The 24,384-nt window shown below is 71.2% G+C and carries 23 protein-coding genes and 1 pseudogene; 14 read left to right on the top strand and 10 right to left on the bottom strand.

Features of this window, described 5'->3' with window-relative positions; translation table 11 throughout:
- Nucleotides 1–188: 188 nt before the first annotated feature.
- Nucleotides 189–1,307 (bottom strand): DUF4062 domain-containing protein, encoded by a 1,119-nt coding sequence (locus tag ACLF5H_RS11405; RefSeq protein WP_421675940.1) that lies wholly within the window; start codon nucleotides 1,305–1,307, stop codon nucleotides 189–191.
- A 91-nt stretch (nucleotides 1,308–1,398) separates the two neighbouring features.
- Here ACLF5H_RS11405 and ACLF5H_RS11410 point away from each other — a divergent pair, with 91 nt between their 5' ends.
- On the top strand, nucleotides 1,399–1,851 hold the full coding sequence (locus ACLF5H_RS11410; RefSeq protein WP_421675941.1) for a hypothetical protein: 453 nt from the start codon (nucleotides 1,399–1,401) through the stop codon (nucleotides 1,849–1,851).
- A gap of 35 nt (nucleotides 1,852–1,886) precedes the next feature.
- Here ACLF5H_RS11410 and ACLF5H_RS11415 read toward each other — a convergent pair whose 3' ends face one another.
- Nucleotides 1,887–2,696 (bottom strand): class I SAM-dependent methyltransferase, encoded by an 810-nt coding sequence (locus ACLF5H_RS11415; RefSeq protein ID WP_421675942.1) that lies wholly within the window; start codon nucleotides 2,694–2,696, stop codon nucleotides 1,887–1,889.
- Nucleotides 2,696–4,000 (bottom strand): helix-turn-helix domain-containing protein, encoded by a 1,305-nt coding sequence (locus tag ACLF5H_RS11420; protein WP_421675943.1) that lies wholly within the window; start codon nucleotides 3,998–4,000, stop codon nucleotides 2,696–2,698. Before ACLF5H_RS11420 ends, ACLF5H_RS11415 begins: the two co-directional genes overlap by 1 nt.
- A 385-nt stretch (nucleotides 4,001–4,385) precedes the next feature.
- On the opposite strand from ACLF5H_RS11420, the gene ACLF5H_RS11425 reads away from it, so the two are divergent.
- The 5 genes from ACLF5H_RS11425 to ACLF5H_RS11445 all read left to right on the top strand — a co-directional run bounded on the left by ACLF5H_RS11425 (nucleotide 4,386) and on the right by ACLF5H_RS11445 (nucleotide 8,062).
- Nucleotides 4,386–4,517, top strand: coding sequence for a hypothetical protein (locus ACLF5H_RS11425; RefSeq protein ID WP_421675944.1), 132 nt, complete (start codon nucleotides 4,386–4,388; stop codon nucleotides 4,515–4,517).
- A gap of 19 nt (nucleotides 4,518–4,536) precedes the next feature.
- On the top strand, nucleotides 4,537–5,721 hold the full coding sequence (locus ACLF5H_RS11430; protein WP_421675945.1) for a cupin domain-containing protein: 1,185 nt from the start codon (nucleotides 4,537–4,539) through the stop codon (nucleotides 5,719–5,721).
- On the top strand, nucleotides 5,718–6,611 hold the full coding sequence (locus ACLF5H_RS11435) for an aldo/keto reductase (protein ID WP_421675946.1): 894 nt from the start codon (nucleotides 5,718–5,720) through the stop codon (nucleotides 6,609–6,611). Before ACLF5H_RS11430 ends, ACLF5H_RS11435 begins: the two co-directional genes overlap by 4 nt.
- Complete coding sequence (locus tag ACLF5H_RS11440; RefSeq protein ID WP_421675947.1) at nucleotides 6,592–7,449, top strand: hypothetical protein; 858 nt, start codon at nucleotides 6,592–6,594, stop codon at nucleotides 7,447–7,449. The genes ACLF5H_RS11435 and ACLF5H_RS11440 overlap by 20 nt, the downstream gene beginning before the upstream one ends.
- Before the next feature lie 79 nt (nucleotides 7,450–7,528).
- Nucleotides 7,529–8,062 carry a DUF6879 family protein gene (locus ACLF5H_RS11445; RefSeq protein WP_421675948.1) on the top strand — a complete coding sequence of 178 codons (534 nt, stop codon included), beginning with the start codon at nucleotides 7,529–7,531 and terminating at the stop codon, nucleotides 8,060–8,062.
- A 29-nt stretch (nucleotides 8,063–8,091) separates the two neighbouring features.
- Here the strand turns inward: ACLF5H_RS11445 and ACLF5H_RS11450 are convergent, their stop codons facing one another.
- Entirely contained in the window at nucleotides 8,092–9,342 is a 1,251-nt protein-coding gene (locus ACLF5H_RS11450) for an MDMPI N domain containing protein (RefSeq protein ID WP_421675949.1), read from the bottom strand.
- A complete protein-coding gene (locus ACLF5H_RS11455) occupies nucleotides 9,339–9,929 on the bottom strand; it encodes an RNA polymerase sigma factor (protein WP_421675950.1) in 591 nt (196 codons plus the stop codon). Before ACLF5H_RS11455 ends, ACLF5H_RS11450 begins: the two co-directional genes overlap by 4 nt.
- 350 nt (nucleotides 9,930–10,279) lie before the next feature.
- Between ACLF5H_RS11455 and ACLF5H_RS11460 the strand changes: the two genes are divergently transcribed.
- Together ACLF5H_RS11460 and ACLF5H_RS11465 are read left to right on the top strand one after the other, a co-directional pair.
- The gene (locus ACLF5H_RS11460) at nucleotides 10,280–10,654 is read left to right on the top strand and encodes an STAS domain-containing protein (protein ID WP_421675951.1); all 375 of its coding nucleotides are present in this window, start codon (nucleotides 10,280–10,282) and stop codon (nucleotides 10,652–10,654) included.
- 178 nt (nucleotides 10,655–10,832) lie between these two features.
- Nucleotides 10,833–11,348, top strand: a complete 516-nt coding sequence (locus ACLF5H_RS11465; protein WP_421675952.1) for an EF-hand domain-containing protein — start codon at nucleotides 10,833–10,835, stop codon at nucleotides 11,346–11,348.
- Between the two features lie 58 nt (nucleotides 11,349–11,406).
- On the opposite strand, the gene purU is transcribed toward ACLF5H_RS11465, so the two are convergent.
- A complete protein-coding gene (gene purU, locus ACLF5H_RS11470; RefSeq protein ID WP_421675953.1) occupies nucleotides 11,407–12,288 on the bottom strand; it encodes a formyltetrahydrofolate deformylase in 882 nt (293 codons plus the stop codon).
- Nucleotides 12,289–12,374: 86 nt separating this feature from the next.
- On the bottom strand, nucleotides 12,375–12,875 hold the full coding sequence (locus ACLF5H_RS11475; protein ID WP_078967678.1) for an SCO4402 family protein: 501 nt from the start codon (nucleotides 12,873–12,875) through the stop codon (nucleotides 12,375–12,377).
- 117 nt (nucleotides 12,876–12,992) lie between these two features.
- On the opposite strand from ACLF5H_RS11475, the gene ACLF5H_RS11480 reads away from it, so the two are divergent.
- Nucleotides 12,993–14,333: an ABC transporter substrate-binding protein gene (locus tag ACLF5H_RS11480; RefSeq protein WP_421675954.1), complete on the top strand. Its 1,341-nt coding sequence runs from the start codon at nucleotides 12,993–12,995 to the stop codon at nucleotides 14,331–14,333.
- A gap of 33 nt (nucleotides 14,334–14,366) precedes the next feature.
- On the opposite strand, the gene ACLF5H_RS11485 is transcribed toward ACLF5H_RS11480, so the two are convergent.
- Both ACLF5H_RS11485 and ACLF5H_RS11490 read right to left on the bottom strand, forming a co-directional pair.
- Nucleotides 14,367–15,353, bottom strand: a complete 987-nt coding sequence (locus ACLF5H_RS11485) for a hypothetical protein (protein WP_421675955.1) — start codon at nucleotides 15,351–15,353, stop codon at nucleotides 14,367–14,369.
- 852 nt (nucleotides 15,354–16,205) lie between these two features.
- Nucleotides 16,206–17,688 (bottom strand): annotated as a pseudogene (locus ACLF5H_RS11490) (transcriptional regulator).
- A 257-nt stretch (nucleotides 17,689–17,945) separates the two neighbouring features.
- Between ACLF5H_RS11490 and ACLF5H_RS11495 the strand changes: the two are divergent.
- Genes ACLF5H_RS11495 through ACLF5H_RS11505 form a run of 3 tightly spaced genes read left to right on the top strand, consistent with a single transcriptional unit; the run spans nucleotide 17,946 to nucleotide 21,012 of the window.
- On the top strand, nucleotides 17,946–18,611 hold the full coding sequence (locus ACLF5H_RS11495) for a bifunctional DNA primase/polymerase (protein WP_421675956.1): 666 nt from the start codon (nucleotides 17,946–17,948) through the stop codon (nucleotides 18,609–18,611).
- Nucleotides 18,612–18,649: 38 nt separating this feature from the next.
- Nucleotides 18,650–19,426, top strand: a complete 777-nt coding sequence (locus ACLF5H_RS11500; protein ID WP_421675957.1) for an ABC transporter ATP-binding protein — start codon at nucleotides 18,650–18,652, stop codon at nucleotides 19,424–19,426.
- A complete protein-coding gene (locus ACLF5H_RS11505; protein ID WP_421675958.1) occupies nucleotides 19,423–21,012 on the top strand; it encodes a transporter in 1,590 nt (529 codons plus the stop codon). Before ACLF5H_RS11500 ends, ACLF5H_RS11505 begins: the two co-directional genes overlap by 4 nt.
- A gap of 15 nt (nucleotides 21,013–21,027) precedes the next feature.
- Here ACLF5H_RS11505 and sigJ read toward each other — a convergent pair whose 3' ends face one another.
- Complete coding sequence (gene sigJ, locus ACLF5H_RS11510) at nucleotides 21,028–21,936, bottom strand: RNA polymerase sigma factor SigJ (RefSeq protein ID WP_421675959.1); 909 nt, start codon at nucleotides 21,934–21,936, stop codon at nucleotides 21,028–21,030.
- 108 nt (nucleotides 21,937–22,044) lie between these two features.
- Here sigJ and ACLF5H_RS11515 point away from each other — a divergent pair, with 108 nt between their 5' ends.
- A complete protein-coding gene (locus tag ACLF5H_RS11515) occupies nucleotides 22,045–22,449 on the top strand; it encodes a hypothetical protein (protein ID WP_421675960.1) in 405 nt (134 codons plus the stop codon).
- Between the two features lie 62 nt (nucleotides 22,450–22,511).
- The gene (locus ACLF5H_RS11520) at nucleotides 22,512–24,074 is read left to right on the top strand and encodes an ArnT family glycosyltransferase (protein ID WP_421675961.1); all 1,563 of its coding nucleotides are present in this window, start codon (nucleotides 22,512–22,514) and stop codon (nucleotides 24,072–24,074) included.
- Nucleotides 24,075–24,384: the final 310 nt, after the last annotated feature.

Here is a 24,384-nt window from a genome sequence, read left to right on the forward strand (position 1 = left end):
GGCCCAAGGAGCCGAACTCCTCGCATTAGTCCGGAGTCTACGAGCGGCCCACCTTGAACGGCCCGCTCGACTTCCGCCGCTGGGCGCCGACGGCCAGGTAATTGGACACGGCCTCAGGTCATCCGCACAACTTGATCTGGGTTCTTATCCACCGTGCGGTCCACATCGTCCACTGAGTCAGTTCGGCGCTACCTGCGGACCTGCAAGATCAACGCTTGCGCGAGGTGGGGAGCAACCTCCGCAGCACCAGCTCCGAGAGCGGCAAGAGTGACGGACTCATCGGGCTCGGTCCGGAGAGGGCGCCGCGAGCGCCCGAAGCCTATCGGTTGCGCAGACCGGCGGGACTGCCGAGGGTCAAAGGTGTCGACACTCATGACTGCCCCGGTCGACACGCCAGCCGCCACCACGATGCGGTCCTCCTGGACGATATTAAGCGCCCCAGAAAACCTCAGTAGGTCGGCGACCTGCTGAGGCAGCGCATCAGGGTCCAAGATTGCGCCCAGGCCGTCTCGGGGCAGCGTAGCCCGGATGGAGAGCTGCCCAGTCTTATACAGACGGCACTCCGCAAGCTCGCCTCGTTGGGGTGCGCCCCACGACCGTGGCCGACTGGCAGGGATTCCGACGGCTACATACTCATCCGACCTGATGGGGTTCAGCGCGACATCGCTCCCGATCGTCCGAGTAGCTCGGACTCGGTCCATCAGAGATGCACCCAGTTGATCCAGCTCCCGTGTCGAGTATCCGGGGAACTCCAGTGGCATGACGTGTAGTTCCAGCATGGATTCGTGGCTGCCGGCGGTCTGGAAAGCCGTACTGTCCGAGATCCAATGGATGGTCGGTTGCTGCACAAGCTTGGCGAAGGCCAAAGGAGACGCGGCTGACTCCAGCTCTTTAACCTTTTGTACCACCTTGGTCATCAGGTCTGTTGAAGTGCGGAAGTAGTTGCGGAAAACTCCAGTGGCATAGGCCTCCACGAGCCGAACGAACTTGTGCTGCTCTGGTTCGAACACCACGTCTTGCTTACGGTAGACGATCCTTGGCATGCCTGCTGCCTGCGCAGCCACCCACTCATCGTGCGTAGCCGATTGCCCTGTCTCAGGGAAGACGTGGCCGTAGAACGGGCCGAGGAGGAGGAGACATACATCCGCGGATGCCAGGGCCCTCAGACACGCCTCCCGGCTAGGAGTGGTCTGTGCGGAAAAGTCCTCGAACCGCACAGGAGTGTGACCCAAAGCGCGGATCAATCCGTCGAGGGCATCGCGCTCTGCCTCAAGTCCTGTGCGGGCGCTGCTGATGAAGATCTTCACGCTACGGTATCTCCACTGCTGCGGGTTCGCCATCGCGGCGAAGCGGTTGGCTCGTGTGTCTAGTGTGCCAATGCTGGGAAGGAGTTGCTTCATGCCCAACGCTTCAGACGAGGCGATACGCGCCTACTGGAAGGAGCACCGAGAGCAGCTACGGCAGTGTGAAACGCAACGCTCCACGCTGACGAACCTCCTCATTGTCGTTACGGCTGCTCTGAGCGCTCTGATCGTGCAGCAGAAGTTCACGCTCAACGTCATACCCCTATGTATCTTCGTCGTGTTGACGGGCGTATACGGGGCTGTTGCCGTATCTAAGTACTACGAACGAGCTTCCTACCACCTCTCTCAGGCACGGGCATTGACCGCAGACCTGGTGGCACGAGGAGTGCTGGGGTCCAAAGAGGGACTCATACAGGCGCGAGACGAACACAACAGTAGATTTCCTAGGATGCACCGCATCCGGCTGCATCGCCTATGGGTGATGCTGCATCTCGCTATTGCGTTCTACGGCGTGTCCCTCTTCTGCGTGTGTGTGGTGGTGGCTTGAGGGCAGCGATCCGAAGGGGTACGGGGTACCAGGGCTCATCGACAGACGAGCATGCCGCCAAGACAGCCGATGCGGAAGGCGCCCTCCGCCTGAATGATCTCGTTGACCCGCTCCCGCGCGCGCTCGATCGTCTCCCGGAACGGGACGCCCATCTTGTCCGCCCAGGCTTCGTACGAGGCCAAGTGCGCGACGACCGGTTCAGCGTCGGTCACCTCGATCACGCCGGGGAGGGGGATCGTGCGGATCTCGCCGAAGACCGTACCGAGAATCCCTGGCGCGTCCTCCAGGGTGAACCGTGCGGACAACTGCACTCGGGCCGGTCCCTCCTGGATGCCCAGCACATCGCCCGCGGCCTGACGCCAGAGGTGCTCCAATTCCCGCTTGTCGGTCTGACTGTTCGTGGAGACGATCGCTGTACCGCCGGGTGCCAGTACGCGGCCCAGCTCTCGAATGGCCTGGTCCTGGTCCTGGACGTGGTACAGCATGTGCAGCGCAAGGACCGCGCCGAGGGCTCCATCAGCGATGGGGAGCTGTTGGACGTCGGCGACGACGGCTCCCGGTATGCCGCCGAGGATGCCGTGAGAGACGTCCATGGGAAGCACGGACAGGTCGGGACGGGTTTCTCGCACCCGGGCGACGAACTTCCCGTTACCGCAACCCACGTCCGCGACCACGCCACGCGCCCCGGCCAGTTCGTTCACGACGATGCCCGGAAGGTCATGGCGCGGCGTCTGCCACCGGTAGAGGGACTGGCGGGCGGCCAGGTGCTGGCCCGTGCCATACGCCTTGGTGGAAAGAAGACTGCGGTCAGTGGCCAGGTGATCACACGCGGACTGGTCGGTCATCAGGGCTCCGTAGGGTTACTGGCGAGAGCGGGCCGGGCGGTCACCTCGTGAATGTGCGTGCGGAGATCGACTGCCGCCTGTGCGCCACGGTACGGCTCGCTTCCGAGGAGCGCGGCCAGATTGCGGAGCCTGATGGTGATGCTCGCCGTGAATCCCTCGGCGGTGAACACCTCCGAGAGCGTTGCACCGGCTCTGTCGATCTCGCCACTCGCAAGGTAGGCCGTGGCCATGTCCAGGTGGGCGGCTTGTAGATCACCGGGGGAACGGTCGTCTTCCGGCCCGGCGTAGTACAGCTCCACGGCACGATTGGAAGCGCTTATGGCGTGGCGTGTCTGCTCGGCGCCCCCGACGGCCAACAAGGTGGTACCGGCGTAGGCCCACTGCTTGGCCTCGGGAAATGAGAAGATCCCGGGCAACTCGTCGGGTCCCGCAGCGACCCGTGCCTCATTGGCCAGTGCGAGTATCCGCAGCGCGCTGTGGTTGTCCCCTTCGGCTGCACGGGCACGGGCCTCCAAGCTCAGCAGCCGGGCCTTGATCGTGCCCGTGCCGGGCCCTCGACCCTCGCTATGTCCGGCCTGCGCGAGATCGCCTGCCCGCCGGTAGTCCCCCGCCCAGTAGGCGACCAGTGACTGGAACGACCGCGCCCACGCACGTAGCTGTGAGTGCTCCGAGATCTCCGCGCACTGCACCACGGTGCGGGCATGAGTAGCTGCGCCGGTACGGTCCCCCAGGTCCAGCGACACATGCGCCGCGAGACCGGATAACCACCCCGCGACCACGTAAAGGTGACGGGTCTGGCTGGGGTGCTGGCGACCCTCCAGTAATCGGAACACCGCACCCCGAGCCATACGAATCTCCGGGACCAGAAGAGGCAGAGGCCGGCTGACGAAGTCCCGGGCAAGTCGTTCGACGTCAGCGTCGAACTGCTCCAGCACGAGCGTATTGACGTTGGTCTCCGCCGCGTGCCGAGCCAGTCGGGTGGACAGCTCCGTATCGGCGGCCAGGGATCGGACATCGTCTGACGGAACCCCTGCGGCCGGCCTTTCCTTTGGTGCGGCGGACCCCTTCGGAAAGAGGCCCAGCTCCGCTTCGCTGGCGACCTGGAACACCGCGCACAGGGCTGCCCTGTAGTCACCGGAAGGCCACGTGATGGCTCCTCGCTCAAGGCGGGAGACCCAATTCGCATCGAGCTCCGGATCACGCCCGGTGGCTGCCTGGACCTGAGCGCACACGCGTTCCGCGACCTGGGTCTGAGTCCACTGCCGAGCGTTTCTGTGTCTGCGAAGAGCTTCGTTCGCCATCATCCCGCCGTCCGCTGGTCGAGTCGGGCGCCGAAGAGCGTAGCCGCAATCTGCCTTCCGAGTGCCTACAACGTGCCTAGAGAAATGCCCTGTTGGGCTTCTGGCCAGCGGAGTTGACTGGTCTCAGCCGCCGGGAGGCAGTCTCCTCCTCGCAGCGGGCCGTAGGGCCGTCCGCAACGTCCCACCTGGGGCCCGCTGTGTCCAGCCTGGAACGCGGCTGACCGCCCGCCCCCTGGGGCTGGCGTCAACAGCTCGCCGTCCTCTTGTACGTCTTCGCCGTCAGTGTCCTGGTGGTCGCCCTGGTCGTAGCCGGAGACCCGGGGAGCTGACCCCACAGATTTCCCGCCGGAGCCCCGGCGGGACCCATCGAGATCAGGAAGGAGTACGGATGAACGAGAACGCTCCCACCGAGCAGACCAGCGGCCTGCTCATCGGTGTTCGCCGCATCGCTGCGGCCCGCTCGCGTGCCGAGGATGCCTCGGACAACACCGGCGGCAAGTCGGACATGAACGACACCTGATCGACGCAGGAGACCCACGGTGATTGATTCCGCATCGTGGGCCGAGCGTCTGGGCGGGGACACGTTCCTCGCCCAGACGTGCTCCCGGGCCCACAAAGTGATCCGCTCCAATGGCAACGCTCGCCCCTTGCTGCTGGCCTGGGACGACCTCAACGAGATCGTGGCCACTCACCGGCTCGAACCGCCTCGGATGCGGCTTTCCCGCATCGGTGAAGCCGTCCCCGCAACGGCGTACTCGATCCTCCGTACGAACCGTCGCGGGGTGTCCTGGCATCAGCCGCAGCCTGTCGAATTCCACGCCCGGCTTGCCGAAGGCGCGTCCTTGGTCATCGACGCGATCGACCAGATCCACCCGCCCGTCCGGGAAGCCGCAGCTGGCCTCGAACGGTTCTTCCGCACGCCCGTGCAGGTCAACGTGTACGCCTCATGGACCGCCGAGGAAGGCTTCGGCACCCACTGGGACGACCACGACGTGGTGGTGCTCCAGCTCGAAGGCTCCAAGCGGTGGAAGATCTACGGCCCCACCCGGCAGGCTCCCGCCTGGCGAGATGTCCAAGCCCCAAAGGCCCCGGCGGGCGACCCGATCGCGGACGTCGTGCTGACGCCCGGCGACGCGCTCTACCTGCCACGCGGCTGGTGGCACGCCGTGAGCGCCGACCAGGGCACCGCCTCTCTGCACCTCACTTTCGGACTCGCCACTCAGACCGGCGCCGAGTTCCTGGGCTGGCTGTGCGACGACCTCCGGGCGAGCGTGACCGTCCGGGCCGACGTACCGCGTTTCGGCACTCCGGAGGAGCGGGCGGACTACCTGGCTGCCGTACGGCAGGAGGTGCTGACCGCCCTGGACGACTCTGCTGTTCTGAACCGCTGGGAAGAGTCCCTTGATAAGACGCACCCCGGGTACCCGCGGCTGTCTCTGCCCCACCTCACCGCCGTTCCCGCCGAACCGGGCATCACCGTGCAGACCACGGCGCCTCGTGCGCGGATCGAACAGGACAGCCAGGCCGTCACCTTCGCCGGGGCGGGGAAGGAGTGGACCTTCGCCCTCCCTGTCGCCCCGGTCCTCCGCCTTCTCGCTGGTGGATCGCCGACAACCCTCGCGGGCTTGGCCGCCGAGTCCGATCTCACCCTCGTGCAGGTGGCCGAGGTCGTCTCCACGCTGGTTGCCGGTCAAGTTGTCGCCGTGGTCGGGGGCTCCTCATGACCGCTTCCCTCGGACTTGGGACGTACCGGGTGCGCGCCGTCGAAGAGGCGGCCCGCACCGCGTGCGCCGACGGGGTCGTGTGGATCGACACCGCTCCCAACTACGGCGGTGCCCACCAGGCGCTCGGCTTCGTCATCGCCGACCACCCACGCGCCATGGTGGCGACGAAGACTGGGTTCTTCACCCCAGATGAAGGCGGAGCAGCTCTCCGAGCCGGGCTGCTCGCCACTGCCCAGATTCGGGCCGGACACAGCCTCGACCCCGGCTTCATCCGCTGGCAGACGGAGAGGTCTCTGGCCACTCTCGGCCGCATCGACCTCGTGTTCGTCCACAACCCGGAGCGCGCCCGCCTCCGTCCCGTAGAGCTTCACGCGGCGCTTCGTGAGGTGTTCGCGGTCCTGGAGGAGTTCGCCTGTGCAGGAAGGATCGGTGGGTACGGCGTGGCCACCTGGTCGGGGTTCATGCATGACGCCTTCTCCGTATCCGAACTCCTGGAGCTGGCCATCGAGGCCGCCGGCTCGGGTGAACATCACCTGCGGGCCGTCCAACAGCCGGTCAGCCTCGTCATGGCAAGGCCGATCGTCCTTGCCCTCGATGGCCGGGGCCCCCTCGTCCTGGCTCGTGCGGCGGGCCTGATCACCTTCGGGTCCTCACCTCTGCACGGCGGCGAACTGCCTCGTCTCGTCACGCCCGAACTCGCCGAGCTCATCCGCCCGGGAGCCTCGCCGGGCACCGCCTGTCTTCTCGCTGCAGCCTCCTGCCCGAGCCTGGACGTGGTACTGCTATCTGCTGGAACCGCCGACCATTGGGCCGCTGCCAAGGCCGCCGTCGCCGCCCCGCTTGATCCGGGACACCTCAGAAAGGTCACCGATGTACTCGCCCAGGGATGAGACCACTAGGGCACGCATGGAGGACGCCTTGGCCCTCGCCGCTGTCCGTCTGTCCACCACGCCAACGGGAGTGCCGGTCTGGGGGTGGCTCGGCCGGACCATCGGCAGCCGCACCGCAGACGGTCACTGGCTCCGTGTCCACTGCGGCGAGGCGGCCAAGACCCCCACCACCCGGAACGAGGGGATCGCCCTCGCCGAGGAACGGGTGTCCGACAAGGTGCCCCGCCCGCACCTGCACGACCTATACCGCTGGGACGGCGGCGAGTACATCTTCGAAGCCGAGCTGATCGACTACATCGCCCATCCCGTCATCTCCCCGGAAACACCCGACCTGACCGCGGATCCGCGCCTGCCGGACTCCTGGTGGGCGACCCTGCGGGAGAGCCTGGACGCCCTCAGCACCGCCGAACCGCCCCGCGAGACCATCCGCCAGTCCTGGGCCGACCGGGTCTTCCCCGAGTTCCTGGGGATCACCGCCCCGGCCATCACCGAACGCGTCACCGGGCACGCCGACCTTCAGTGGGCCAACCTCACCCACGCCCCCCTTGTCATCCTGGACTGGGAGCGCTGGGGCGCCGTCCCCGTCGGCTACGACCCCGCGATGCTCTACGTGAACAGCCTCCGCGTCCCCGCCGTCGCCGAGCGCATCCGTGCCGAGTTCACCCATGTCCTCGACACCCCCGCCGGCCGGATCGGCGAACAGGTCGCCCTCGCTGAAATGCTTCAGGCCGTGGGCCGTGGCTGGTACGTCGAGCTGGCCCCGCTCCTGCGCCGACGCGCGGAGTACCTGACGGGGATCCGTCCTCCGGCTCCGTCCCCCGCCCATCCGACCGCCTGATCAGCGCCTCCTGGCCCGTCCAGAAGACCATGATCCGGATTCCGGCCCGCCTGGTGCCGACACTGAAGGAATGCCTGCGATGCCGCAGAAGGTGCCCAGCTTTGACGAACTGATGGAGGCCGCCCAGCACTCGGCGGTCCACCTCGAAATGCGTGACCAGTACGCGGTAGGCGACGAGGCCGACGACTTCAACGCATGGCTCGGCACGGGCCACAGGGACCTTGACCCTGCCTCGGAGTACTGGGCGCCCTGGGTGGATCTGATCTCCGGTGCGGTCGCCCGGGGCGTCGTCGTACGGCGTACCCGTGTCGTCTCCGAGCCGGTCACCGACTACATCCGCTACGAGCACGCGGCGACGGCCGTCAATGTCGCGGCCGGCGAGCAGGTGCGGTGGCTGCCCCGGAGCCGGGCCGTCGATCTGATGCTGCCGGGTGCGGATCTGTGGATCTTCGACGGGGTGAAGGTGCTCTTCAATCACTTCACCGGCACCGGCGAATGGGCGGATCCGGCCATGGAGTTGCGTACCGAGCCGGGCATCGTCAAGCAGTGCTCGGACGCCTTCGAGGCGGTCTGGGAACGTGCCGTCCCCCACGAGGTCTACGAGATCCGCTGACCGACACCCGTACGCGCCCTCGGCCGCGGTCACATCCTGCTCAACGACGCCGTCGCATACAGCACATCCCTGATCGCCTCCTTGTCGCCGAGTTGGCCCGCCGCCGCTTCCTCCGGGAGGAGGTGGCCCGCGGCCAGGTGGCAGAACTCGACGGAGTCCAGGGCGACGTGGGCGACCTCCAGGTCGGTGGAGGGGGTGGCGGACGGGGAGTCGAGGGGGATCAGCCAGTTGCCGCCGGCGGGGCCCTCGATCTCCAGGCGGAGGGTGCGGCCGGGGTGGCCGGCGGGGGCCAGGTGGCGGATGGTGCGGGGCGGGGTGGAGAGGCCGGAGCGGCGGCGGGCGGCCAGCGCGCCCGGGAGGAGGCGGACGGCGAGGTCGATCATCTTGTTCAGATGGCGCGGGGCCGGTGGACGGTACGGGTAGTCGACCGCGTCCGCGATGTCCTCCGCGTGCACCCAGCAGCCGAACGCGCGGTCCAGCATCGCGTCGTGCAGCGGGAGTTCGAAGCCGCCGTAGGGGACGGTGAGTCCGCGCGCGTTGCCTCCGGTGAAGGACGCCGTCCGCACCAGGGCGTGGGTCTGCTCGCGCCAGGGCGCGTGCACCGCGCAGGTCTGCGGGAACGGGGTGGACCGCCAGTACGCCTCCGTGCGGGCCGACGGGCCCGTCGCCCCGGGCGCGTGGCCGAGCGGGTCGTCCAGGCCGAGCGCCGTCGCGATCACTCCGTCGACCGCCAGGAGGTGCGCGATCACGCCCGCGACGGTCGTACGACGGGTCGTCCGGGCGTCGTCCTCGAACCAGCGCAGCCGCACCGGCGCATGCCACTCCGCGTCCCCGAAGTCCTGGAGCAGCGCGTCCAGGCGGGCGGTCTCCGCGTCGTAGGGCGCGGCCCACTCCGGTACCGGGATGCGCGGCGGCCGGCGGTCGAGGCAGGCGTCCAGGACGCGGGTGCGCAGCGCCGGGTCCAGGTCGAGGGTCTCGGGCTGGTGCAGCAGGCCGACCGCCTCGCGCAGTCGGCGGGCCTCGTCGGCGCAGCCGCCGCAGTCGCCCAGGTGGTGCTCCACCGCGTCCGTCTCCGCCGCCGAGCACGCGGCCAGCGCCCACGCGCCGAGCAGCGACTTCAGCACGTCGTGCGGCAGATCGAGCGGCACGGGCACCTCCTCGCCCCGGCCGACGGGGTCGGGCAGCGGGCGGCCGCCGTCCTCCACGGAGGCGCGGGGCGTCGGTATCCGCCGCTCATGGGGCTCTCCGTACTCCGCCCGGAACTCCTCCGCCCCGCTCATGCCGCACCGCCGTAGCCCGGGGGCGCCCCCGCGTCATGGGCGGTGGACAGCAGTTGCAGGCCGAGGCGGAGCCGACGGCGCGCCTCGTCCTCGGTGACGCCCAGGTCGGCGGCGGTCTGGCGGTAGTCGCGGCGCTGGAAGTACGCCAGTTCGAGGGCGCGGCGCAGCGGGACCGGCATGGAGTGCACGATGTAGTCGGCGCGGGCGGCCACGGAGGCGCGGCGCACCTTGCTCTCCAGATCCTCATCGCCGCCCGGCAGGTCCTCGGCGCCGTCCGGTCCCTCGTCCCGTCTCCGTTCCTCCCGGTCCCGCAGGCGCTGGACGGCCACCCGGTGCGTCACCGCCGCGATCCAGGTGCGCAGCGGGCCCTGCTTCGGGTCGTACGTCTCGGGGTGTTCCCAGATGTGCGCGAAGACCTCGCGGGTGACGGCGTCGGCGGCCTTCTCGTCGCCGAGGACACGGTGGGCCAGGCTGTGCACCAGGGACGCGAACCGGTCGTACGCCTCGCCCAGGGCGGCCGCCTCACCGCGGGCGAGCCGCTGCTGCATCTTGCGGTCCCAGCGCGGTGGCGCGTCCTTCTTGGCCATGGGGTCCCCTCCCCTCGCCCGTCGTGTGGCCCGCCGGTGTCCATCCGTCCGTGCGTCCGTTGTCCCGAATGTAGTCGGCGCCACCGACAGGGCACGTCTGTTTGTGCCAAAGGGCGCCGCGGAAGCGCCGCAGGTGATAGTGCCCTCTTCACACTTTCCCCACAGACGCTACGTGTATATCTGATCGAAGTGGATCGGTAGTGACTGAAACAAGTCCCTAAACGATCGTGTGCTGTTTGCCGCATTGAGTTTCGGGGAAACGCGGCTGGGCAGCCGCGCGGAATGAAACGTAGGAACGGCTTCCGGTTCCGGGCGGTTCCGGGAGAACCCGCGAGCGGAGGGGCTGGGCCGTGGCATTCAATGTGACCGGCGTCGAAAGAGGCGAATGGGCCGTGCTCCAGGTGCGCGGCGAACTGGACCTCATGACCTCCCCGGTGCTGCGCCAACGCGTGCACGACGTCGTGGCCGAGGGCCACCACAGCCTGGTCGTGGACCTCTCCGACGTCTTCTTCTGCGACTCCAGCGGCGTCGGCGTGCTCATCGCGGCCCGTCGGCTGATCCGCTCCTGCCAGGGGCAGCTGCGGCTGATCCTGCCCGACCGGGGCGCCGACGACGGCTCGCACGTCAACCGGGTGCTCGGGGCGCTCGGCGTGCGCCGCCTCTTCGACTGCCACCCGGACCTCGACACCGCCACGACCGACGAAGCGGACCCCCTGTCGGCCTGAGCCGCCGTGCCCGAACACGTCCCCGTCGTCCGTGTCGCGGAATTCCCCCAGTCTTGGCACAACCCTCTGTTTTCCGTCACTTTGCCGTCACCCACGCCGTACGCTCCGTGCGAGTAACGCGAGTAACGCGAGTAACGCGAGATCACCCCCACGCACATGTAAGGCGGCACGAACAGACATGGTCAGCACCGAGTACGAGCGCAGGATCGCCGCCCGGTTCGCCACCTTCGACCAGGACGGCAACGGATTCATCGCCCGCGAGGACTTCAACTCGGTGGCCAAGGCGCTGCTCGCCGAGTTCGCCGTGACCGCCCGCTCCGACCGCGGGCAGGCGCTGTACGCCGGTGCCGAGGCGTTCTGGCAGGGCATGGCCGGGATCGCGGACCGCGACGGCGATCAGCGCATCACCCGCCAGGAGTTCGTCGGCGGCGCGGTCAAGCGGCTGCGCGACAACCCCGACCGGTTCGCCGAGATCGCCCGCCCCTTCCTGGGCGCCGCGCTGGCCGTCGCGGACGCCGACGGCGACGGCCGGGTCACCGTCGAGGACACCGCGCGGCTGCTGCGGGTGTGCCAGGTGCCCCAGGAGATCGCCGGGCCCATCGCCGCGGCGCTGGACACCGACGGCGACGGCGAGATCGACGAGCGGGACGTCGTACCGGCGTTCGCGCGCTACTTCACCGTCGCCGAGCAGTAAGACGGAGGGGACGGGGGGCGGGACGGCGGGCGGCCGGCCGAGCCGCAGGCTCGACGGCTCAGGCGAAGACGACCGTACGGCGTCCGTTCAGCAGGATCCGGCGCTCCGCGTGCCACTTCACCGCGCGCGCGAGCGCCTGGCACTCCACGTCCCGGCCGATCGCCACCAGCTGGTCCGGGGTCACCCCGTGCCCGACCCGCTCGACCTCCTGCTCGATGATCGGCCCCTCGTCGAGGTCGGCCGTCACATAGTGCGCGGTGGCGCCGATCAGCTTGACGCCCCGGGCGTGCGCCTGGTGGTACGGCTTGGCGCCCTTGAAGCTCGGCAGGAAGGAGTGGTGGATGTTGATGATCCGGCCGCTGAGCTGCTTGCACAGGTCGTCCGAGAGCACCTGCATATAGCGCGCGAGCACCACCAGCTCGACCCGCTCCTCGCGGACGAGGTCGAGCAGCCGGGCCTCACCCTCCGCCTTGGTGTCCTTGGTGACCGGGATGTGGTGGAACGGAACGCCGTAGGAGCCGACCAGCTCCTCGAACTCCGTGTGGTTGGAGACCACGCCGGCGATCTCCACCGGCAGCGCGCCGATCCGGGCCCGGAACAGCAGATCGTTCAGGCAGTGCCCGAACTTGCTGACCATCAGCAGGATGCGCATCTTCTGGTCGCCCCGGTTGATCTGCCAGTCCATGCGGAAGGAGTCACCGATCGCGGCGAAGCTCGCGCGCAGCTTGTCCACGGTGACCGGCTCCTCGGCCGTGAAGTGGACGCGCATGAAGAACAGACCCGTGTCGTGGTCGCCGAACTGCTGGCTGTCCTCGATGTTGCAGCCGGTCATGAACAGATAGCTGGACACGGCGTGCACGATCCCCTTCTTGTCCGGGCAGGACAGGGTGAGGACGTACTGGTCGGCCGGGGCGGCGGCGGGCGCGGACTGCTCGTTCATGCGACTCAGGGTCCCACACACGGCCCCGGCGACGGGCCGCCGTCCGCTCCCCGGACCGGGTCACGACGGGCGGACCCGGGCCACGATCACGCGGAGCGCGTCACGATCCGCAGCACTTCCAGGCTCTTGGGCGGCGTGTCCGGCTCCTCGCCGTCGCTCGCCGCCATCCGCACATGCGCGTCCCGGGCCGCCCGCACGGCCTCCGGCCAGCCCGGATGGTCGACGTAGGCGGAGACCGGCGCGTCCGGGCCGACCTGGTGCATGATCCGCAGCACCCGCAGCACGGCGGTGTCGACGAGCGCCGCCTCCTGCGAGTCGCGGAAGATGGTGCCCACGTATTTCTCCGCCGACCAGTTGTCCAGCCAGGTGTCCTCCACCAGCCGGTACACGGCGTCGGTGACGTCGCCGTAGCCGTCGACGCCGGCCAGCCAGACGTCCCGCTGGAAGACGGGGTCGGAGAGCATGTGCAGAGCCGATCGCACGTGCGTGCGCCAGCGCCACCACGGCATGTCGTTCAAAGGCATGCCGCCCATGGTGGAGGAGCGACGGCCGCGACGGGAAGAGTTCTCCGAACCTTGCACGGTCACCGATCGTACGTTCATCGGCCCGCGCGCCGCATCGACCCCCGCAATTCACCCGGGAGTCACCTTCCGTTGACCGTGGATCACTCGCGGGTTAGCGGTGTGAGGGAATCGTGCGGGTCCATGACCGGCAGGCCCCGCACCACCCGCACGTCCCCCCTTCCCTCCGCCTCCCCCACGGCACCTTCCGCCCGCCCCGGCAGGGCGTCCGCCCTGTCCCTGGGCGCGCTGGCCGTGTGCGCCGCGCTCACCGCCGGATGCGGGGTCCTCCCCTCCGTCACGGGCTCCGCGGACCCCGTCAAGGTCATGACCTGGGCGCCGCAGGACACCGACGCCACCAACAAACCGGGCATGCCGGCGATGGCCCTCGCCTACGCCAAGTGGATCAACTCCCAGGGCGGCCTCGGCGGCCGCAAGATCCAGGTCCTGACCTGCAACGACCACAACAACAGCGTGGACGCCGCCAAGTGCGCCCGGCGCGCGGCCGACGAGGACGTGGTCGCCGTCGTCGGCTCCTACAGCCAGTTCGGCGACTCCTTCCTCGCCCCGCTGGAGAGCGCCGGCATCCCCTATATCGGGGGCTACGGCGTCACCACCGACGAGTTCACCGGGATGATGTCGTACCCGGTCAACGGCGGTCAGCCCGCGCTGCTCGCCGGTCTCGGCCGGGCGCTCTCGGAAAGCTGCGGCCCGGTCTCGCTGGTCCGCCCCGACAGCATCGCGGGCGACGAGCTGCCCGCCCTGCTCGACTCCGGCCTGAAGGCGGGCGGGCACCCGCAGGCGCGGGACCAGCTCGTGGCGGAGGACCTCACCGAGTACGGCACCCCGTCCGACAAGTCGCTCCGGTACGCGGCCGGCGACCCGCTGAAGAAGGGCTGTGTGGTGCCCGCGCTCGGCGACCGCACGGACACCTTCATGGACTCCTTCCGGCGCGAGCGCGCGGGCTATCCGGCGGTGCGGCTCGGCACGGTGCTGGGCAGCGTCGACCAGACGATGATCAACGCGACCGGCGGCTCCTCGGGGCCGTACGAGGGGGCGTACGTCACCGGCTGGTACCCGCCCTCGAACGACGCCCGCTGGAAGCAGATGAAGCAGGTGATCAACAAGGAGGCGTTCGGCGACAACCGCATCGACCCCGCGGACGCCGGGGTGCAGACCACCTGGATCGCCTACACCGTGCTGAAGGCCGTACTGGAGAAGATCGGCGACGGCGAGGTGAGCGCCGACTCCGTGCGCAAGACGCTGGACGGCGGGCTGGCGGTCTCCACCGGGGGCCTCACGCCCACCCTGCGCTGGCCCTACGAGGGCAAGCTGGCCTCGGTCGGCTTCCCGCGGATGGTGAACGCGGACGTCACCCTCCAGGTGGTGCAGGACGGCGAGCTGGTCGCGGCCCGCAAGGGCGTCGGCGGGATCGACGGCACCACCGACATGACCGGCACGCTGGAGGACGCGGACGTGGAGTAGCCCCACGCCCGCGTGCCCCGGGGCCGGTACGGCTCAGAGCTGGGTGGGCTGGCGCTGGGTCAGGCCGTACTTCACGGCGATGGCGTTCCACAGCGCCGCCGCCTTGGCCTTCTGCTGGCTCGCGGTGCCGCTCTCGCGGTTGCCGGCCTGCGCCTCGTTCGTGGTCTTCGCGTGCCCCTTGTGGCAGGTCTTCTTGCCGCCGCCCTTGACCTGGTCGGCCCAGGCCGCGTAGTGGTTGTCGGCCGCGGCCGAGGCCTGCCACGCCTTGGTCAGGGCGGCCGTCAGGGCGGCGTTGTCCGGCAGCTTGTCCACGCTGAGCTTGCCGAGCCGGGTGACCAGCTGGCCGCGCTGGCCGGCCGCGCCGCGCAGATTGGTGGCGGCGCCGTCCAGGCTCGCGCACTGCTTGACGTCGGCCACCGACTTGATCACCGTGGCACGGCTGCTGCCGCTGTCGGCGAGCAGCTTGTCCAGCTCGACCGCCTGGGCGCGCGCCGGGTCGGCGGCGGGCGCGGAGTTCTGCGGGGCCGCGGAGGTGGCGGCCACCGTCTTGTTGTCGTCCGTGCTGTCCGAGGAGCCGCCGCCCTTGCTGAGCAGCGCGCCCGCGCCCACACCGACCACGACGATGCCGACGCCGACGGCCGCGATCAGGGGCACCTTCGACGGGCGGCGCCGGGGCCGCTCGTCCTGCCCGTCGTCCTGGCGGGTGTACGGCGAGGGGGGGCCGTCGTACGCGGGCTGGTAGGCGTCCGGCTGATCAAGGCGCGGGAGCTGCTGGGTGGAGCCGGCCGGGGCGTCAGCGGCCGGGCCGCCGCGGAAGAGGTTGTCGAACTCGGCGGGCGGCTGGCGGTCCCCGCCCTGCCCCTGCGCCGGGTTCTGGCCCTGGGCCTGGGCCTGGGCCTGGTACGGCGGGATGTACTGGGTGGCGTCGGCGTCGGACGACGCGGGCGGGGTCTGCTGATTGCCCCCGAGGTAGCGGGTCTCCTCGCCGGGCGACTCGGGCGGCAGCGCCCCGGCGGTCACCGGCGGTATGTACTGCGTGGCGCCCTCGTCGGCGGGGGCGGCGGAGACCGGCGGCAGATAGTGGGTGGCGTGGTCCGCGGCCGGGGGCAGCGGGGCCGGGTGGCCGGGGGCCGGGTACTGCGGCTGCTGGTGCTGTGGCTGCTGCTGCGCGTGGTGCTGGGGCTGCTGGTGGCCCTGCTGCTGGTACGGGTCCTGCGCCCCGTAGCCCGGCTGCTGACCGCCGTGGCCGCCGTACGACGCCTGCTGCTGTCCTCCGTACGAGGGGGCCGGTGCGCCCTCCGGGGGCAGCGGGCCCGCGGTGGGGGGGGGGGGGGGGGGGGGGGGGGGGGGGGGGGGGGGGGGGGGGGGGGGTTTTCGGGGGGGGGGGGGGGTTGCTCTGTTGGGGGGCGGAGGACCCGCGCCGGTCGGCGGCTGGGCGCCCTGGGCGCCGTGGTCGCCCCACTGCTGGGCGGCCGCCGGGGGCCAGCCCTGGCCCTGCGCTCCGGGCTGGGGCGTCTGCTGCTCGGGCCCCCAGGATCCGCCCCAGGCCTGCCCGCCGGCGGGCGTGGCGTTCATGCCCGGCAGCAGGGGCTCTCCTCCGTCGGAGGGCAGCACGATGCCTTCGCGCGCGGGCTGCGCCGGAAGCTCCTCGCCCTGTCCACTCTGCGTCACCGGGACTCCTACCAATGGGGGACCTTGTGAATCGTCGGGCCACGCTACCGGGTCCCCGGAGCCCCTTGCCACGCACCTCGGTCCGCGGCCCGCCCACCTGTGACGGCAGTAACGGAACGGCCCCGCGCGACGCTGTATATGGCACCCGGTGCGCTCCGGGGTGGTGTTCGCCACACGTTCACGTATGCGCGGGGCCGGTGTTCACGCGGCCTGCTGGAGATCCAGCCGGGCCCCGAATTCCCTTACGACCGCCTCGTCCTTGAAGGGTTCGAGGCGCTGCTGGAGGTCGTCCAGATACTCCGCGCCCCGGTTCGAGCGCAGCGTCTCCAGCAGTTCCACCGCCTTCATGCCGGTGGCGCAGGCCTGTTCGACCTCGCGCTGCTGCACCTGGGCGGTGGCGAGCAGCACATAGCCGATCGCGCGGCGGCGGGCCCGGGACTCGGGGTGTCCGGCGAGGGACTGCTCGGCGTAGCGCGCGGACTGCTCGGGCTGGCCGAGATCCCGGTGGCAGTGCGCCAACTCGTCGGCCAGATAGGCCCCGTCGAAGTGCCGGATCCACACCGGGTCGTCCCCGGAGTCGCCGTCGCACTGCTCCATCGCGGAGACCGCGCGCGCGGTCGCGGCGCCCGCCGCGCGCCCGTCCCCGAGCAGCGCACACCGGTTCGTCCCCGGATTCGCCGTCGCACTTCTCCATCGCGGAGACCGCGCTCGCGTTCGCGGCGCCCGCCGCGCGCCCGTCCCCGAGCAGCGCGTGCCCGCGCGCCTCGGCCGCGTGGAACATCGCCTCCACCCGGGGGGTCGCATGCCCGCGTGCGCCCTCCTGCGCGGCGCGCGCCAACTGGGCGATCTCGCGCGGGTTTCCGAGCTGGGCGGCGAGATGGCTCATGGACGCGGCCAGGACATACCCGCCGTAGCCGCGGTCCCCGGCGGCCTGGGCGAGGCGCAGCGACTGGATGTAGTACCGCTGGGCCAGGCCGGGTTGGCCGGTGTCCACGGCCATGTAACCGGCGAGCTCGGTCAACCGGGCGACGGCGGCGAAGAGTTCGCGTCCGGTCGACTCGCGGTACGAGCCCGCGAGCAGTCCGGAGACGACGCTGTTGAGGTAGTGCACCAGGACCGGGCGCACATGGCCGCTGCCGAACTGGTGGTCCAGGTCGGTGAGGGCCTGGGTCATGGACCGCACGGCCGCCACGTCGGACTGGCCCACGCGCGGGCCCGCCTGCCGGGCCACCTGGGCGTCGGGCGCGGAGATCAGCCAGTCGCGGCTGGGCTCGACCAGCGCGGACGCGGCCACCGAGGAGCCGGAGAGGAAGTCCCGGCGCCCCACGTCGCTGCGCCACAGCTCGCAGACCTGCTCGATGGCGCCCAGCACCGTCGGCGAGAACTGGAGGCCGACCCCGGAGGCGAGGTTCTTGCCGTTGGCCATGCCGATCTCGTCGATCGTGACCGTGCGCCCCAGCTTGCGGCCGAGGGCCTCGGCGATGATGGCGGGCGCCCGGCCCCGGGGCTGCTGGCCGCGCAGCCAGCGGGCCACGGACGTCTTGTCATAGCGCAGATCGAGGCCGTGCTCGGCGCCGCACATGTTGACCCGCCGGGCAAGTCCGGCGTTGGAGCACCCCGCTTCCTGGATGAGTGCCTGCAGCCTTTCGTTCGGCTGCCTCGCGACGAGAGGCCTTGCGGCCATGTGCTACCCCCTGCGAACCCCTGGAGCGTGACCTTTCGGAAAGATCACTGCCCAGCTGACATACCGTCAATGCGTGACATGTGCGGTTTGCCGGGTACCGGCTGATGCCAACCCCACTCCTGGCTACCCAACTCACGCCCCGCCTCCTACCGCGCGCCCCCACCGGTGCACCCATGCGCCCCGGACGGGCAGGCGATGCTCCTCCCCCGGCGGGGCAACGGCCGTAACTCCAGGTGGGTGCGGGAGTTGAGTGGGGCGTGGAAGAGACGATCGCGGCCGCCGAAGACAGTCAGATTGCCGGGCAGATTCCGCAGCAGCGCGGGGATTCGCCGCAGGAGACCGCCGTGCGCTACGCCGAGGAACGGCACTGGGACGTGTTCCCGGGGACCTGGCTGGAAGCCGTCCGCGGTGTGCCGCGCTGCTCGTGCGGCGAGGCGTCCTGCCCTGCGCCGGGTGCGCACCCCGCGCGCCCCGACTGGTCGACCCAGGCGACGGGGAGCGCGACGGTGGTACGGCGGCTGTGGCAGAAACAGCCCACGGCGGCGGTGCTGTTGCCGACGGGGCGCACGTTCGACGCGCTGTCCGTCCCGGAGACCGCGGGGTTCCTGGCGCTGGCCCGCCTGGAGCGGATGTCGCTGACGCTCGGGCCGGTCGCGCTCTCTCCCGACCGGCGGATGCAGTTCTTCGTGCTGCCGGGCGGTGCGGTGAAGGTGCCGGAGCTGGTGCGGACGTCGGGGTGGGTGCCCGCGTCGCTCGATCTGGTGGCGCTGGGCGAGGGCGCATACGTGGCGGCGCCGCCCACGCGGTTCGGGGGGCGGGGGGCGGTGCAGTGGGCTCGGCGGCCGACACCGGCGAACCGCTGGCTGCCGGATGTGGAGGAGCTGATCTCGACCCTCGCGTATGCGTGCGGCAGGGATCGGTAGCGGGTCGGCGCCGAACGGGCCGCCGTAGGCTTCATCGCATGACCAATGCCGCGGTATGTATACGGGGGCTCTGGAAGCGGTTCGGGCAGCAGGTGGCTGTCGGGGGGATCGATCTGGAGCTGCCCGCGGGGAAGTTCATCGGGCTGGTGGGCCCGAACGGCGCCGGGAAGACGACCACGTTGTCCATGGTGACCGGGCTGCTGCGGCCGGACGAGGGCACCGTGGAGGTCGTCGGGCACGACGTCTGGCGGGACCCGGTGGCCGTGAAGGCGCGGATCGGGGTGCTGCCCGAGGGGCTGCGGCTGTTCGAGCGGCTGTCGGGGCGCGAACTCCTGGGCTACACCGGGCGGTTGCGCGGGCTGCCGGGCGCCGAGGTGGACAAGCGGGCCACCCAGCTGCTGGACGTGCTCGACCTGGCCGGTTCCCAGCACAAGCTGGTCGTCGACTACTCGACCGGCATGCGCAAGAAGATCGGTCTCGCCGCGGCCCTGCTGCACAACCCGGAAGTGCTGTTCCTGGACGAGCCGTTCGAGGGCGTGGACCCGGTGTCCGCGCAGACCATCCGGGGCGTCCTGGAGCGGTACACGGCCTCCGGCGCCACGGTCGTCTTCTCCTCCCATGTCATGGAGCTGGTCGAGTCGCTGTGCGACTGGGTCGCGGTGCTGGCGGCCGGCCGGATCCGCGCCGCCGGGCCGCTCGCCGAGGTGCGCGGCGCACATCCCACGCTCCAGGACGCGTTCCTGGAGCTGGTCGGGGCGAACGGGCGGCAGGCCGGGTCCGATCTGGACTGGCTGGGCGGCGGGGCGCCCCGATGACGAACCTCACCGGCACCGTCGTACGCCTGAAGCTGTCGCTGCTGCGGGGCGGGCTGCGGCAGTCGCGGGGGCGGCGGGACGCGTTCATCGTCTCCAGCTCCTTCGCGCTGCTGTTCGCGCTCGCCCAGCTGCCGGGCATGGTCCTGCTCAGCCGGCAGCCGCACGGCGAGGTGGTCTCCGTGACCGCCACGGCCGTACTGGCGCTGGGCTGGGCCTTCCTGCCGCTGTTCTTCCCGACCGGCGACGAGACGCTGGACCCGACCCGGCTGGTGATGCTGCCGCTGCGGCCGCTCCCGCTGATGCGCGCGCTGCTGGTGTCCTCCCTGGTCGGCGTCGGCCCGCTGGTCACCCTGCTGTTGCTGCTCGGCTGTGTGCTGGTACCGGCGCGGGGCGCGGTGGGCCGGCTCACCGCGGTCGTCGCGCTGGTGCTCGCGCTGCTGGTGTGCGTGGCGCTGGCGCGGGCCGTGGCCGCCGCCAACGTGCGGCTGCTCACCAGCCGCAGGGGCCGGGATCTGGCCGTGCTCAGCGGGCTGGTGATCGCGATCGGCGGCCAGTTGGTCAACTTCGGGGCGCGGCGCCTCGGTTCGGGCGGTCTCGGGCAGCTGCGGCCGGTCGCGGACGTGCTGTCCTGGGTCCCGCCCGCGTCGGCGGTGGCGGCGGTGCGCTCGGCGAGCGAGGGGTCGTACGGCAGCGCGCTCGCCCAACTGGCGCTCACCGCCGCCGCGTTGGTGGCGCTGGTCGTCGGCTGGGCGCGGAGCATGACCAAGCTGATGACCACGCCGGACGGGTCCACGCTCCAGGCCGCCGACGGCGGGCGCGCGGAGCGCCGGGGCACGGGCGGGCTCACCCGGCTGCTGCCCGCCGGGCGCACCGGCGCGGTCATGGAGCGCACCCTGCGCTATGTGTGGCGGGATCCGAAGACCAAGGCCGGCTGGGTGACCTCGCTGGCGGTCGGGCTGCTCATCCCGGTGTTCTACGCGCTCCAGCACACCGGTTCGGTCTACTTCGCGTGCTTCGCCGCCGGGATGCTCGGCCTCCAGATGTACAACCAGTTCGGGCAGGACACCTCCGCCTTCTGGATGGTGGCCCTGACCGTCTCCTCGCCCCGGGACGCGTACGAGGAACTGCGCGGCCGGGCCCTCGCGCTGCTGCTGATCACCCTCCCCTACGCCGCGCTCGTCACCGTGCTGAACGTCGCCCTGCTGGGCGCCTGGCCGATGCTGCCGCGGGTGCTGGGGATGTCCCTGGCGCTGCTCGGGGCGATGCTGGCGGCCGGGGCGTGGGCGTCGGCGCGGTATCCGTACTCCATCCCGCAGGAGGGCCTCAAGAGCGTCGTCCCCGGGCAGGCGGGCCTCGCCTGGATCGGCATCTTCGGCGGGATGCTCACCGCCGCCGTCCTGTGCGCCCCTTACATCGCGCTCACCGTGTGGCTGACCCATGGCGCGGACGGCGCCTGGTCCACCTGGCCGCTGCTGCCCGTCGGGGCGGTGTACGGCGCCGGGATCGCGCTGCTGGGGCTGCGCCTGGCGGCCCCGCGGGCGGCGGGGCGGCTGCCGGAGATCCTGGCGGCGGTCAGCAAGGGGTGAGTGCCGCGGCCCGCGTCACGGCCGCTCGTCCCGCGCCCAGGGCCCGAGCTTCTCCGGATTGCGGACGACCCAGATCCGGGACACCCGGCCGCCGGTGATCTCGAACGAGGCGACGGTCAGCACGACCCCGGCGCGCCGGGCCACCAGGCCCGGGGTGCCGTTGACCGGCCGTTCCAGGAGTTCGAGGCCGGGGGCCCGGTCGGCGATCGCGACCATGTACTGGGCGATGCGCGCGCCGCCCTCGACCGGGCGCAGCGCGGCTCCGGCCAGGCCACCGCCGTCGGCGGTCAGCACGGCGGCCGGGTCGAGGAGGCCGACGAGGGCCGAGACGTTCTTGGCCTCCCATGCCTCCTTGACGTGCCGTACCGCCTCGGCGAGCCCGGCCGTCGGCTCCGGGGGCCGGGCGGCGTCCACCCGGCGCCGGGCGGAGGCCGCCAGTTGCTTGCAGGCGCCGGGGGTGCGGCCGAGGACCTCGGCGATCCGGGCGAAGGGGTACCGGAAGACGTCGTGCAGGACGAACGCCACCCGCTCGGCGGGCGTCATCGACTCCAGGATGACGAGGAAGGCCATGGTCACCGACTCGTCCAGGACGATCTGGTCGGCGGGGTCGGTGCCGCCCGGCGGACCGCTCCCGTCGCGGCCCGGCAGGGGGTCGGGCAGCCAGGCGCCGACATAGCGTTCGCGGCGGGCCCGCGCCGAGCCGAGCACGTCCAGGCAGACGCGGCCGGTCACCGTCGTCAGCCAGGCGCCCGGGTTCACGATCCCGGCGCGCCGGTCGCCCGGCAGCGCGTACCAACGCGCGTACGCCTCCTGCACGGCGTCCTCGGCCTCGGCCAGCGAGCCGAGCAACCGGTAGGCCATGTTGAGCAGTTGGCGCCGCTCACCGGCCGCCGCCCCCTCGGTGTCCGCCCCCGTCGCGCCCATCCCCCGACCGCCTCCTCGCCTTACCTTTCACGGGCCCGCGTCGTCGGGCTGATCGGACCTTATCGATCCACCGATCCACTGCCCACGGGCGGACAAGGGGAGCGTGACATGGCCAACCAGCCGACGGCACAGCGGACTTACTCGTTTCTGAGGTTCGCGATCGCCCTGCAGACCCTGACCATCTTCTGCCAGGCGGTCTCCGCCGGGCTGCTGCTGACGGTGTCGTACGGGCATGCGGTGCACGGCATCGGCGCCCGGGTGATGTACGGCGCGGCGATGCTGTACGTGCTCGCGGCGGTGCTGGCGTGGAAGCCGGGCGGTGGCTCGCCCCGGCCCATCTGGCACGCGACCGGCTTCCTCGTCCTCGCCTCGGCGCAGGTCGTGCTCGGCATCGCGCACGTCCCGTCCGTCCATGTCCCGCTGGGCGTCCTGATGTTCGGGCTGAGCGTGCTGGCGCTGGCCCGGCAGTGGGGACCGGCGCGCGGTCTCGCCCCGCGCGGCCCGGGTGCGTAAGGTACCTGCGGCCCGGAGCCGCGCGGACGGCATGGCCGGGATCCGGGACGGGGGTGTCGGGGATGACGGACGCGACGGTCACCAGACCTGCGGACGACGAGGGCGACGAGGGCGACGAGGGGGTGATCGCCGAGGGGCGGCCCGCGCCGCTGGACCGGCGGGTGTACGCCGTCGCGGCGGCGGTGTTCGCGCTGCTGATGGCGTTCTCCGCGCGCTACGGCCTCCACCGCGACGAGCTGTACTTCCTGGACTGCGCCCGGCATCTCCAGGCGGGCTATGTGGACCAGCCGGTGCTGGCGCCGCTGCTGGCCAGGGTCTCGCTGGAGCTGTTCGGGGTCTCGGCGACGGGCCTGCGGCTGTTCCCCGCGCTGGCCGCGGCGGGCACGGTGGTGGTGGGCGCCCTGACCGCGCGGGAGTTCGGCGGCGCGCGGCGCCCGCAGCTGCTCGCGGCGGTCGCGACGGCCACCATGCCGGTGCTGCTGGGCAGCGCGCACATCGCCAACACCACGTCGTACGAGACGCTGGCGTGGGCGGCGATCGCGCTGGTGGTGGTGCGGATCGGCCGCACCGGCGACACCCGGTGGTGGCTCGGGGCGGGGGCGCTGGTCGGGGTCGGCGCGGAGTTCAACCACCTCGCGGCGATCTTCGGGGCGGTCCTGCTGGCCGCGGTGCTGCTCGGCCCGGCCCGGCGGACCGCGGCCGACCGACGGCTGCTGTGGGGCGCGCTGATCGCCGTCCTCCTGGTGCTGCCCGACCTGTGGTGGCAGGCGCGGCACGGCTGGGCCATGTTCGAGATGACGCGGGCGCTGAACGCCGAGCACGGCGGGCCGGGGAACATCGTCACCTGGATCGTGGGCCAGCTCGGCATGTCCTGTCTGGCGATGATCGTGGTGTGGGTGGCCGGGCTGCGGTTCCTGTGGCGGTCCGGGCGGCCGCTGTGGCGGTGCCTGGCGATCGCGTACGGCGTGCTGTTCGCGCTGTTCGCGGTGACGACCGGGGCGCAGGTGTACTACCTGGCCGGGCTGTACGTGTGCCTGCTCGCGGCCGGCGCGGTGGCGGTCGACGGGACGCTGTACGCCGACCGGGAGCGGCTGCGCGGCCTGGTGCTCGGCACCGCCGTCTCGACCGCGGTGGCCGCCGTGATCGTGCTGCCGGTGCTGCCGCCGTCCGAGGTGGCCTGGACGTACGGCATCAGCCCGATCTCCGGGGAGACCCAGGGCTGGCCCCGGCTGGTGGGGACCGTGCGGCAGGTGTGGACCGGGCTGCCGGCCGGGCGGCGCGCGCACGCGGTGATCTTCGCGGCGGACTACGGGGAGGCGGGCGCCGTCAACGAGCTGGGGCGCGGCACCGGGCTGCCGACGGCCGTGGGCGCGCAGAACACCGACTGGTGGTGGGGCCCCGGCGACGCGCGGGCCACGACGGTGGTGGCGATCGCGCCCAACCCCCGGTACGTCCCGGGGTACGAGGCCGAGCTGCGCCGGTACTTCCGGGACGTCCGCGAGGTGGCGACGCTGTCCGAGCCCGGGGGCGTGCCGAACATCGAGCGGGGCGGGCATGTGTATGTGTGCGACGGGCCGCGGCGGGCGTGGGGGGAGATCTGGCCGGAGCTGCGGAAGTACGCGTGAGCGCACGGCCCATCCGGACGCGCCACTCCGGACGCGCCCTTTTCGCGAACGAGTGTTCGAAAATACTGCCCCTGCGGACAACACCGCTCATTCGAGTGACACCGCGTCAGGAATGATCGCCGTCGCGGCGGGGATCTTTCTGGCGGGAGGCGGACCGCTCGGGGAAAAACGGTCCGAAGGGGACTGACCCTGGGAGCTCGGGGCTCCGGGTCAGCGCAGGGGAGGACAGGCCCCGGCGCCGAAAGGCGCCGGGGCCCTCTGCCGTCCGGGGGGCCCGGTGCGGCTCAGTCCTTGGCCCAACGCTCGGCCC

This window comes from Streptomyces sp. LaBMicrA B280, from assembly GCF_049222185.1.
GTDB lineage: Bacteria > Actinomycetota > Actinomycetes > Streptomycetales > Streptomycetaceae > Streptomyces > Streptomyces murinus.